A 12,595-nucleotide genomic window follows, 5' to 3' on the forward strand; every position below is an offset into this window, starting at 1 on the left:
TATCCCTTGCTGGCCCGTTTCCCCCTTTTAAGAGGGCTTTGGTAGAAAGGAAGCATCCTGTTGAAGGGCAATGCCTTTATAATAGTATTTTACGATCTCTTCCGCCTTGCGCCCTTCCATTGCCATCCCGTTCGCTCCCCATTGGCTCATACCGACGCCATGTCCATAGCCGAATGTTGTTATTGATAAGCTCTGGCCCTTCCAGCTCCATTGAAACTGGGAGGAAGCCAAGCCGAGCTTTTCTCTGAGCTCCCGCCCGGTGAATGTTGTTCCGCCCACCGTCATCCTTTTGATACGGTGGCCCTGCGTCGTTTCCAGCACCTTCATACCGCCTCCGGCTCCGGCCGATGCCGGGATGCTGCTGCGCAAGCCAAGCTTGGTCTGCAGCTCCTTGGCCGTCAAGGTTACCGTTTCCTTGTAGCGCGGTGACAACGATACGTCCCAAGGGCTCGGTACGCTGCGAAGATAAGGAATATACTCGTTCCAATAATCCTCCGAGTTTTCGGTGTAGCCGTTGCTTGTCGAGAAAAAAGTCGCTTCAATCGGTTTTCCCTCATAAGTAAGAATGAAGCCCTTCGTTTCATTCACAGCCCGGTTCAGCTTGTCCGCATTGTCCGCGTAAGCCTTACCCCACCGCTCCTTCAACTCCTCATCCGACACATAGGCTTGATGCGCCACCGTGTCCGTGACCCAGGCCCCCGCCGCTTTAGCGGGCACGCCAGTGAAATCCTGCTCCGCGATCCTTCTCACGATATAGGTTCTCGCAGCCATCGCTTGGGCTTTCATTGCCTCCAGCTCAAATTCAATGGGCATCTCGGCTGCCAGCACGCCTCTAACATACGATTCCAGCGGAATCCGTTCTACCTTCTTCTGCTGGGTCAAGTAGACCGGAACCATCACCTGCTCCTCTGTTGCCCGATCGGAAGCGATTATCTCCTGTCCCATCCTTTCTATTGGGACCGCCGAGGGGCCGTGGCTTTTTACGAGAATCGCGGGGACAAGCAAAATAACCGCGGCAAAACTCGACAGGCATACGGCCACCCATCGGATCCACTGTCTTCTATGCGTACGAATCATTCCTGCTCCTCCATCTTCTGCCGGCTCTTAGACTGCATGCACCTCGTGACTGCAGGTATCATCATCTTATGAACCGGAAAGATAGAATAGAACCCGTACAAGAGAAAAGAGGAGCCTCTCCCATATTCAAATGAGAGAATCTCCTCTAGTGTTCCTGTTCATATTAGGCTAAGCTTGGAGCTGCCGCAAAAATCGAAATTGATTCGTCCGACGGCTCATAGTCGGCAACCTCTGCGGGAAGCCGTTCGATCTCGGCGCCAAGCTGCCGTAATTTTTGCGTAATGTCCACATAACCGCGGTCAATATGATGGATACCGGTAATTTCCGTTTCACCATCAGCCACAAGCGCAGCCAGCACCAGCGCGGCACCGGCACGAAGATCCGTGGCGCAGACCTTACCGCCCTGCAGCTTAGCTCCGCCGCTGATGACGGCGCTTCGGCCCTCCACCTTGATCTGCGCATTCATATGGGCCAGCTGTTCCACGTGCATAAACCGGTTCTCAAACACCGTCTCGGTTACAATACTTGTGCCTTCCGCCGTTAACAGCAGCGCCATCATTTGCGACTGCATATCGGTAGGAAAGCCGGGATACGGCAGTGTCTTCACATCGACGCAGCGAAGCGGCTTGTCGGTATATACGCGAAGGCCGTTTTCGTCCTCTTCAATATGAACGCCCATTTCTTGCAGCTTGGAAATGACCGGACGCAGATGGTCGCCAATGGCTCCATCAATATACAAGTCGCTGCCTGTAATGGCAGCCGCCATCATGTAGGTACCCGCTTCAATCCGATCCGGTATGACCGTATGTACCGCGCCGACCAGCTTCTCCACACCGTCGATCCGGATTAATCCGGTACCGGCACCGCGGATTTTGGCGCCCATTGCATTTAAATAATTGGCCAAATCGACAATTTCCGGCTCTTTGGCCGCATTTTCGATCGTCGTCGTGCCTTCCGCCAGTGAAGCCGCCATCATGATATTCTCTGTAGCCCCTACGCTTGCGACATCGAGATATACCTTGGCGCCTTTCAGGCGACCGGCCACCTTCGCTTCGATATAGCCTTGACCCAGCTCGATCTCAGCGCCCATGGCCTCGAAGCCTTTGAGATGCTGGTCGATCGGACGGGTGCCTATCGCGCAGCCGCCGGGCAAAGAGATTCTCGCTTGACCCATCCGGGCCAATAAAGGTCCCATCACAAGAAAAGATGCCCGCATTTTACGAACCAGCTCATAGGAAGCCTCGCAGGTGCGGATATTTGTCGCGTTGACGCGCACGGTTTCATCTTTATAGTCAATTTGTATACCTAAGCTTTCCAAAACCTGATTAATGACAATGACGTCGTCCAGTGGAGGTGCGTCGTGAATGACACTGTCTCCTTCTGTACCTAATATAGAGGCTGCAATGATCGGCAGGACGGCATTTTTGGCGCCGTGTATTCTGACTCTGCCGGACAATCGCTGGCCGCCGCGGACGATAATTTTGCTCATCATGGTCCCCCTCCGCGCTGTTTTCTCTGCACACTGTTCCTAGTTTAGCATCGAACCTTCAGCATGTAAATTTTCATTTGTGAGTACTATCACGATACTATTCGGAGCTACTCGGGAATTTACAACGGTTGTACTATCCATTGTTGACAATAATCCCCTCGGTTATTCTTCTGACTGCCTGAAAAGTCCCGGAATCTGCCCCTTGCGGGCTACTCCGTCCGTGCCTAAACTGCAGAACAGGTCACATGGCCAAGTCCTCCTGCTTCAGAGGAGCTGTCGGTTACAGACGAATTAAAACATGCCGGGGAGCCAAGTGAACCATTGAAAATAATCAATTACGAATTTGGCCACCTGATACCCTAATGCAACCGAAAGCAAAATCTGAAGCACCTTGCTCTGCGTGCTTCGCGGCCGCTTCGTTAATTTATCGAATTGCAGCTCCTGCAGTGCCCACCACGAGCAGCCGATGCAGATAAGCACAATGACAATATTCAGCAGGCCGTTCATGCCCATCGAAGATTTCATTTGTTCCACATAATCCATACTTGCTCTCTCACCTTTCTTCAATTAAAGCCCATTAAGGCAGCATCTTGGCCAGCATGGAGACGAATTCCGCACGCGAAGCCTGCTGATCGGGACGGAAGCTTCCGTCGGCATAGCCGTCAATCCATCCCTCGGCCTTCATCTGCTTCAAAATCCCGACGCCCCAGTAATCATCATCCACGTCGCTGAATGGAACGGCTCCCCGCTTCTTGCCTGTCTTGTTCAACCCTTTGGCAATCATCGCGATCATCTCCATTCGGCTTACCGGCTGGTCCGGCGCGAAGGATCCGTCAGGATAGCCGTCGATAATGCCGCTTTGCGCCGCCCTGGCGATATAAGAATACGCCCAATGGCCTGCGGATAGATCGCTATAAGCGATATTTTTTTCCTTGGATAAATGAAGGGCTCTGCTTAGTAAAGTCGTAGCCTCCGCCCGCGTTATCGCGTAATTCGGCCGGAAGGTGTAGTCGTCATATCCGTTAATGATCTGCTTGCCGCTCATCTCGAGGATGTTATCCAGCGCCCAATGCCCGTCAATATCCGAATATCCGCCGACCAGCGGCTTAGCTCTTATGTTCAAACGATACAGATTGTTATCGAACGCTTGGCTGGCTCCGAGCTTCACATAGTAGGTACCCGCCGGGAGCCGCTGCAGCAATTGAATCGCCTCGCTTCCGGAGCTGTTGGCTAACGACTGCATGGTGCCATCATAAAGGGTCATCCCCATGCTGACTCCATAAGGTATATCTCCCAGATCCATTTGGACCAGCGAATCGCCGTTCAGCGAATACTGGAACCAGTCGATATCGTCGCTTTTATCCATCAGTCCGTAATAGTCTGTATTCAACGAAACGGTTGTCGCTTGATAAGAACGATTGTTCGGCTCATTCGGATCGATTTGTTTAGCATTATATTCAATAGTTAAAAAGTATTCGCCGACTACGGCGTTCGCATACTCTTTTACATTACTGACTCTAATATAATAGCTGCCCGGGAACACTTCAGGAAGCTCGAGCGTCTCGCCCGCTCCATCCTCCCCGTCGTCCACAAGGACCGCTTTCTCTCCCTGCTTCTGTACGTACAGAACAGGGTCGATCCTAGCCGTATCGGTCGAAAGCCGAATGTTCAAGGAACCGGATTGCATCACCGGAAACTCGAACCAATCCTGATCGTTCTGCTGATGGAACGTTCCCTTGATCGTTTGAGTCCGTGAAGGCAGCACATACGCTTTATACTGCTTGTCGTTATCCTCGAATTGATCGCGATAGATTTCAAAAGAGGTGGTCATCTGATAGGGCGTTTCCGTTTTCACGCTTCGGTTGCCTAGCTGCAGCTGGATATAACTGCGTCCTTTGGTCACCGGAAGCGCTGCGGAGCCGCCGGCACTAACCGTTTGACTGCTGAATGCCCCGGAAGCATCCGTATGCTGGAGCGTTACCGGCAAGCCGCCCTCCAGCTGGAACGAAACCTTGACCGTGCCGTCATAGGGAGCATCGAAATAAAACCAGTCCTGATCCGAACCCCCGTTAAACGAGGCCGCAACGGATTTGCTGACCGCAATAGATTTCGCCTGATCCTTTCGGCCGTTCGGCTCATACATATCGAGCAGCGGCATTTCGGTTAAAGCGCGGTCTGCACGCACCAGGCCATAGCCTGTTGAAGCATCCCAGCCAGGCGTCCCCAAATCGTCTGCCGTTTGCCGCAGCAGCTGACGAATCTGAAAAGCCTTCAGGTCCGGATACTTCTTCCAGGCCAAGGCTGCCACAGCCGCGACCTGCGGGGCGGCCATCGAAGTGCCGTCCTTATTCTCGTAGGAGCCGCCCAGCGCCGTTGTAAACACGTCCCAAGGGGCGACAAGGTCCACTTCGGGACCTGTGTTAGAACGCTTGTCGGCCGTCCGCTCGGCCGTCATACCTCCGACCGCGAGCACAGTAGGATACGCTGCCGGATATTTGACCCGGTTGCCCTCATTTCCGGTAGCCGCAACCAAGAGAACGTCGCGTTCCTCCGCATAACGTACAATTTCGTCCATATAAGTCGAATATTTATTAAGTCCCAACGACAGCACGACAATTTTGGCGCCATGGTCCACTGCGTAGCGAATGCCTTCGCCCAGCTTCGCCTCTCCGCCTGAACCGTCCGCTTCGAGCGCCTTGACCGGCATAATTTTGGCGTTCCACAAAATGCCGGAGACGCCTCTGTCGTTATTCGTCACCGCCGCCAGCACGCCTGCCACATTCGTTCCGTGCCCGTTGTCGTCGCGAGGCGGAAGACTTGGATTCACCAGATTGATCCCATCGACCAAATTCGGCTGCAGGTCGGGGTGGCTGAGGTCAACCCCGGTATCGACAATAGCGATGGTAATGTTGGAATTGCCTTTCTCCACGTCCCATGCTTCATTTACGTGAATTAGCTTTAAATAGGATTGTTTCTCGCCAAAAGGGTCGTCTGCCACGGCAGCAGCCCGGACGGATCGGACCTTGTTCTTGGGCCTGAACCGCGCCAGTCATCATAAGCAGCAGCACAAGCCCTGCAATCCAGTGAACAAGTAGAAATGTACCCTTTGTCTGCCTCATGTCCATGGTTCCTTTACGCTGATTTCGATAGCTTTACTTGATTCTATAACCATACTACATTTCCCTGCATAAGCTATACATTTGGAAGAAGTAAATAATGGATGTTTTATGAACGTTACAGCGCTGGCAGAACCATCAGCTTGCCCGGACAAAGCCTGCTGGTACGAATTCCTCCCGCTTCCCCACCCTGCTATCGAGTCCGCTCTGTGGAACCGGCGGGAATTACCAGTTATTACCCCCATCCCCTGCAGCACAAACATAGCAGCACCTTGAAAATACAGCGGCTTGGACGAGCATAAAAAAAGTCCGGGGCTCCGCATCTGCTGCGGTTTCCGGACCTTTTGCCCACGCTGGGCGAGCGTTATTTTCCATGAAACAAAGACAAAGAGATTAGCTGAGAAAAAATAAATCTTGCGTTAACGAGAAGATGCGGTCGATCCAGCCAAGCACGACATGAGGGATGACTCCAAGCACCACACTAATAGCTGCGCACAGCCAGACGGTTATACCCAACGGAATCGGTACCCGTACTCCCTTCGACTCGATATCCGAGCGCATGAACATTTGCCGGATGAAGCCGAAGTAATAATAAAAGGATACGACGCTTGTCAGCATCATCACGCCGGCCAGCCAATAATGCTGCGTGGCGAGCGTCCCCAGTAAAATGAACAGCTTCCCGAAAAAGCCGCCCGACAAGGGAAGTCCCGCCAGAGACAGAACAAGCAATACGGTAGCCGCAGCCGTCCACGGCGCCCTGTAATACAGTCCCGCCAAGCCGCCGATCTGCTCATCGCCTGTGGAATGCTCCAGTATCATCAATACGGCGAAGATACCAATGTTCATAAACAGATAGGCAATGAGATAAAAAGCAAACTCGGAGAAATTGGAGTAATGCACCATCGAGAACTGTGCTGCGATCGGAATCAGCAAATAGCCCGAGTTGGCGATACCTGAGTAAGCCAAAAGCCGCTTCAGGTTCGTTTGGCGCAGTGCGGTGAAATTCCCCATGATCATCGCAGCTGCAGCTACAATCATCAAAATGAGCAGCACATCCTCATGGAACGGCAGACTCATGAGCGAACCTATCGCGAATACTCCGTACATGACACGAAATAAAATGGCCAGCGCCGCGCCTTTGGAGACGACCGCCAGAAATGCCGTAATCGGTGTAGAGGCCCCCTGATAAACATCCGGAGCCCACATATGAAACGGCGCCGCCGCTACCTTAAAGCCGAAGCCTGCCAGCAGCAGGAAGAAGGACAAATAAATGAACGGCAGCGCGGTCTCCGCATGCTCGCCTAATGCCGTGTTAATCTCCGCAATTCCCGTGGAGCCCGATAAGCCATACAGAAAGGACATCCCGTACAGAATGACCGCGGAGGAGATCCCGCCCAGAATGACATACTTGAAGGCACTCTCGTTGGATCGCAGATCCTTTTTCCGCATGGCTACCAGAATATACGAGGTAATGCTCAGCAGCTCCAGACCGACATACAGAGTGATCAAATCCCCTGAGGACGCCATAATCATACCGCCCAAGGTTGCGGGGAGGAGCAGATAATAAAACTCTCCGAGGTGCGGCACTTCTTCTTCCTTCACCGAGCCTATGCTCATGAAGGTAACCAAGCCGGCCCCCGTCAGTAAGATAAGCTTCATGATATTGGCGAAGTCGTCGATGCGATAGCTGAAATTCAGCAGCTGCTTCGGCTCCGCCGGATTCAGATAACTAACGACGAAGAGCCCGGAAATGATAATACTGATCAGTGACAGCCAGCTTAGCGACGTTCGGTTTACTTGCTTAGGCAGCAGCAGATCAAGAACCGACAGGACTACCGCAGCGATGACCAGTGTCAGCTCCGGTGCCATGAATCCGAGATCGCTCCATTGGAGACGTAGTTGTTCCACCGGTCTAACCCCCTATCTTCGCGACGGTATGTATGAATTGATCGAAGCTGCCGACCGTTTGCTGCAGCGGCGCGCTTAACACCGCCGGATAAATCCCCAGAACGACAATGAAGGCAACGAGCACAATCATGGGAATCGCTTCGATCAGCCTTGCATCCTTGATGGTCTCCGTCTGTACCTTCAAAGGACCATAGGTGATACTGAGCACCCCGCGCAGCACATAAACGGCTGTTAGAATGACGCCCAGCGTTGCGATAACGGTCAGCACTTTCTTGGTCTCGAACAAACCGACGAATGCCAGAAACTCGCTGACGAACCCGGACAGCCCCGGCAGTCCCAGCGATGCCATACCGGAAACGAGCAAAATGCCGGAGATAAACGGAATTTTGGCGGCAAGACCGCCCAGGTGATCCAGCATGGTCGTTTGTGTCCGCTCGTAGATAGCGCCGACCAGCAGAAACATAAGCGCCGAAATGAGTCCATGGGACACGAGCTGGAAGACGGCGCCTTCGAGTCCCGTCGTGTTGAACGCAGCAATCCCGAGCAGGACAATGCCCATATGGCTGATACTGGAGTAAGCCAGCACAAGCTTGAAATCTTTTTGTACGAGCGCCAGTACGGCTCCGTAAATGATATTAATGACCCCTAGAACCGCCAGCACCGTCGCCCACTGCGTGGCCTGCTGCGGAAAGAGCAGTACGCCGAAGCGGATAAATCCGTAGGCGCCCATTTTCAGCAGAATGCCGGAGTGAATCATAACAACCGATGGTGGCGCTTCGGTATGAACCTTCAGCATCCAGGTATGGAATGGAAAGATAGGCAGCTTGATGCCGAAGGCGACAAGCAGCATCACGAACAGCGTCCATTTCATCGCAATGCTCAGGAAGAAGGGATTGCCTCCCTCGACATCCGCCTGATTCACGTACGAGCCTTCTCCGAAAAGGTGGCTGGAGATGACGCTTAAATCCCCGCTGTAAAAAATGGAGGTTCCGCTGTCATTGGATACCTGTCCGAAGCCGGCGGTCGTCACCAAAATGAAAAAGGCGATGAGCATAATTGCCGAACCGATACCATTATAAATGAGAAATTTGTTCGCCGCCCGCTCGCGCTCCATGTAGCCCCATATGCCGATCAGGAAGAACATAGGGATGAGCGTAATCTCGAAAAAGATGAAGAAAAGGAACAAATCCTGCGCCATAAAGACGCCGAACATGCCGGTCTCCAACAGGAGAAACCAAATATAATACGATTTCCAGCGCTTTTTGATATAGACCGAAGCAAGGGCCGCCATCGTTGCCACCAGCGCGGTAAGAAACACCAGAGGCAGCGAGAGCCCATCTACCGCCATCGTATATTTGAACTGGAGATAGAACGAGGTCAGCTGGTTTAATCCCTGCGCTTCATGATTCAGCGGGACGGTAATCCAACCCAACTCTTCCTTGAACTGCATCCCCTCCAGCTGCTGGTTGAAAGCCGAATACAGCCAAGCGGAAAGGGCGAGCGGGATTAAGGTTGCAATGATCGCTACCGTCTTGATCCACATTCCCTGATGCTTCGGCATAAAGAGAAGGACCAGCACGCCAAGCAGCGGCGAAAAGGCAATCAGCGATAAAATGTATGAACTATCCTGCATGGACGAACCTCCTTACGGCGATGGCCGCCAAGGCCAGGATGACCAAGCCCAAAAATCCCAGTATGGTGGCCAGACCGTAGGACTGAACCTGACCGTTCTGCAGGCGGGCTCCGATTCTTCCGATGCCTACGACCGAGTAGCTGGCGAACTTAACGACACCGTCGATGACGTACTTGTCAAACAGCGCCAGCACATTGCCGATAATTTGGAGCGGTTGGACGATAACGGTTTGATAAATTTCGTCGATATAATATTTGCGGTTCAATAGCCGATAAAGCCATGGAGCCCGGAGAGATACGGCGTCGCTAGGGAATGTCTTCTTCCAATAGACCAAGTAACCAAGCCCGATCCCAAGCAAACCGACCAGCGTCGACACAATCATAACCACAGCATTCGCATGCTCTTCTTCCGCTTGACCGGTCAGCCATGTGCCGAGCCAAGGAGTAAATGGTGTGAATACAAAGCCTGCCACCACAGCCAATACTGCCAGAATGATAAGCGGTATCGTCATAACTGAAGGCGACTCATGGACATGAATGTGATGCCGCGGCTTGCCCAAGAACACGAGAAAGAATAATCGTGCCATATAAAATGCCGTGAAGAACGCCGCGATAACGCCTACCCAGAACAGCAGCATGTTGTGATTGTAGGCCTCGGCCAGTATCGCGTCCTTAGACCAGAAGCCTGATAAAGGCGGAATGCCGGACAAAGCCAGCGCGCCAATACCGAAGGTCCACGCTGTCACCTTCATCCTGCTGCCGATGCCGCCCATTTCGTGAATATTCTGCGTTTGTACGGAATGGATGACGCTGCCCGCCCCCAAGAACAAGAGCGCTTTGAAGAAAGCGTGAGTGAACAGATGGAAAATACCCGCCGTATACGCAACCGTCGTGCCAATGCCGAGGGCCATCATCATATAGCCCAGCTGGCTGACCGTGGAATAAGCGAGTATCCGCTTAATATCGTTCTGCGCCGTGCCGATCGTCGCTGCAAAAATAGCCGTAAACCCGCCAATGCAAGCAACGACGGTCAATGCCGCCGGCGATGCCTGAAAAATATCGAAGGTACGCGCTACCAGATATACGCCCGCCGCTACCATCGTCGCTGCATGAATCAATGCGCTGATCGGCGTCGGCCCTTCCATAGCATCCGGCAGCCAGGTATGCAGCGGGAACTGGCCCGACTTGCCTACCGCCCCGACAAAGATCAGGATGGCAATCCAGGTGGCGATATCCCCGGATATTTTGCCGCTTGTAAAAGCATTATGTATGGAAGTAAAATCCAGCGCATGGTTCGGCATCGCCCAGAACAGCAGCAGAATAGCAATCAACAGACCGACATCGCCGATCCGCGTAACGATGAATGCCTTTTTGGCGGCGGCCCTAGCCTCCGGTTTAAAGTACCAGAATCCGACCAGCAGAAAGGAACATACCCCTACGAGCTCCCAGAAGATATACAGCTCCAATAAATTTTCGGAGATGACCAACCCGAGCATCGAGAAAGTGAACAATGCAATATAAGCAAAAAACACATGGATTCGCTCGTCCCCATGCATGTAGCCTTTGGAGTACAGATTGACCAGCAGACTAACGGTAGTCACGATCACGAGCATCAGAGCGTTGAGATTGGTAATCTCGAACCCCATGGAAAGCGAGCCCGTACTCAGCTTGATCCAGGTCAGCTTATTCCATGTGTAATCCTCGATTTGTCCTCCCAACCGCTCGATAAAAATCAGCAGCGCCACAACAAATGAGGCGAATGTCGCAATAATGCTGATATAGATGCCTGCATCCTTCAATTGGCGCCCCATTGCCATCAGTATGAGAAATGCAAGCAGCGGGAACAACGGAATAAGCCAGGCATATTGCGAATAAGCCGATATCATCAGTTTTGTCCTCCTTAAAGCCCGCCATCGGACAGGCTCTCTTCAAAAGCACCCGCTAGGCCGGGTCCATGACAGCCCGGTTTCCAAATCCGCCGTTCTCCATAGACCGAACCAAGCCGGACGGTGCTATCGTTTTAACGAATCCATCTCATTCACGTCCGTTGTTCCTTTGATGCGGTATAACGTAATGAGAATCGCAATACCTACCGCGACTTCGGCAGCGGCTATCGTAATGTTGAACAGCGAGAAAATTTGACCTGTCAAGTTCGGCTGAACGCCCAGCTTGGAGAAAGCGACAAGATTCAAATTGACCGCGTTCAGCATGAGCTCGATAGACAGCAGCACGATGATCGCGCTTTTTTTGGCCAATGCTCCGTACAAGCCGATACAAAATAGAATCGCCGCCAAAGTCAGGTAAGGGGTTGCTAATCCGACACCCATGGTTAGTCCTCCTCCCGTTTGGCGATGACGATCGCACCGATAAAAGCAACGGTCAGCAGTACCGACATCAGCTCGAATGGAATCACATGCGCGCTAAAAAGCAGCTTGCCGATTTCCAGCGTGTTGTCCTCCGCCGCTTTAAATTCCCCAGCAGGAAGCGTTGAGTTCTGAATGCAGTAAAACAGACCCCGAACATAGCTGCGGCTCCTATAAACAAAAGCACGTTATGAACAGGCCGCTTGGGCTCTTCCTCCTCGCCCTGATGCTTCGTCATCATAATCCCGAAAATCATCAGAATCGAGATCGCTCCCGCATAAATCAAAATTTGCACGAAAGCCACGAACTCCGCATTCAGCACAACGTACAGGCCGGCCATGCTGATGAAGGTCAGCGCCAGCGCCAATACCATATGCACGACCTTATTGAAGCTGATCATAAAGATCGCGCCCCCGATCGCCATCAGCGCGAAGATGAAGAAGGCGATATTCTCACCGCTGGATAGAAACGACATGATATTCCCGAACATTACTTCGCCCCACCTTTCGGCATCGCGGAATTGTTCTCCTGCCGTATGTGCTGGTTGTTTTCATTCAACCACTGCAGGTTTTTGAACAAATCGTCCCGGCTGTACGTGCTTAATTCAAAATTATTTGTCATGACAATCGCTTCCGTAGGACATACCTCCGTGCACAAATCGCACAAAATACATATTTCGAAGTTGATGTCATACGTATCGATGACCTTGCCCTTTTTCTCCGGATCCGGGTTCGCCTTCCCTGTCAGATTGATGCATTCCGTAGGACAGATGCGGGCGCATTGATTGCAGACGATACATTTATCCGGGTCAAAATGCTGAATTCCCCTAAACCGGTCCGGCATCTCCAGAGGAACGTCCGGATAGGCGTAGGTTACTTTTTTCTGGGTCATGGCTTTCAGGGTAACACCAAGGCCTTTCACGATGCCTTTCATAAGCTTTTCACCCTTTTCCAATGCGTTTAGTCCATTGCGTTATTTAGAAGATCACCGGCTCTTACGTCCTAAGTCAA

General features: G+C 52.3%; 9 protein-coding genes and 1 pseudogene. All 10 read right to left on the reverse strand.

What is annotated here, in order from left to right; translation table 11 throughout:
* Positions 1-27: 27 nt before the first annotated feature.
* A complete protein-coding gene (gene spoIID / locus ACHHV8_RS36260; protein WP_395164266.1) occupies positions 28-1,077 on the reverse strand; it encodes a stage II sporulation protein D in 1,050 nt (349 codons plus the stop codon).
* A 163-nt stretch (positions 1,078-1,240) separates the two neighbouring features.
* On the reverse strand, positions 1,241-2,566 hold the full coding sequence (gene murA / locus ACHHV8_RS36265) for a UDP-N-acetylglucosamine 1-carboxyvinyltransferase (protein WP_395164323.1): 1,326 nt from the start codon (positions 2,564-2,566) through the stop codon (positions 1,241-1,243).
* 291 nt (positions 2,567-2,857) lie between these two features.
* Positions 2,858-3,109 carry a DUF1146 family protein gene (locus ACHHV8_RS36270; protein WP_395164267.1) on the reverse strand — a complete coding sequence of 84 codons (252 nt, stop codon included), beginning with the start codon at positions 3,107-3,109 and terminating at the stop codon, positions 2,858-2,860.
* A 34-nt stretch (positions 3,110-3,143) separates the two neighbouring features.
* Entirely contained in the window at positions 3,144-5,495 is a 2,352-nt protein-coding gene (locus tag ACHHV8_RS36275; protein WP_395164268.1) for a S8 family peptidase, read from the reverse strand.
* A 580-nt stretch (positions 5,496-6,075) separates the two neighbouring features.
* Positions 6,076-7,551 carry an NADH-quinone oxidoreductase subunit N gene (locus ACHHV8_RS36280; RefSeq protein WP_395164324.1) on the reverse strand — a complete coding sequence of 492 codons (1,476 nt, stop codon included), beginning with the start codon at positions 7,549-7,551 and terminating at the stop codon, positions 6,076-6,078.
* 43 nt (positions 7,552-7,594) lie between these two features.
* Positions 7,595-9,223, reverse strand: coding sequence for a complex I subunit 4 family protein (locus tag ACHHV8_RS36285; protein ID WP_395164269.1), 1,629 nt, complete (start codon positions 9,221-9,223; stop codon positions 7,595-7,597).
* On the reverse strand, positions 9,213-11,108 hold the full coding sequence (gene nuoL, locus ACHHV8_RS36290) for an NADH-quinone oxidoreductase subunit L (protein ID WP_395164270.1): 1,896 nt from the start codon (positions 11,106-11,108) through the stop codon (positions 9,213-9,215). The genes ACHHV8_RS36285 and nuoL overlap by 11 nt, the downstream gene beginning before the upstream one ends.
* 126 nt (positions 11,109-11,234) lie before the next feature.
* Positions 11,235-11,549: an NADH-quinone oxidoreductase subunit NuoK gene (gene nuoK, locus ACHHV8_RS36295; RefSeq protein WP_395164271.1), complete on the reverse strand. Its 315-nt coding sequence runs from the start codon at positions 11,547-11,549 to the stop codon at positions 11,235-11,237.
* Positions 11,550-11,551: 2 nt separating this feature from the next.
* Positions 11,552-12,075, reverse strand: a pseudogene (locus ACHHV8_RS36300) (NADH-quinone oxidoreductase subunit J).
* Entirely contained in the window at positions 12,075-12,518 is a 444-nt protein-coding gene (gene nuoI, locus ACHHV8_RS36305; protein ID WP_395164272.1) for an NADH-quinone oxidoreductase subunit NuoI, read from the reverse strand. The pseudogene ACHHV8_RS36300 and the gene nuoI overlap by 1 nt, the downstream one beginning before the upstream one ends.
* Positions 12,519-12,595 lie beyond the last annotated feature (77 nt).

The organism is Paenibacillus sp. TAB_01, from assembly GCF_043945595.1.
In the GTDB taxonomy this organism is placed as follows: Bacteria; Bacillota; Bacilli; order Paenibacillales; family NBRC-103111; genus Paenibacillus_S.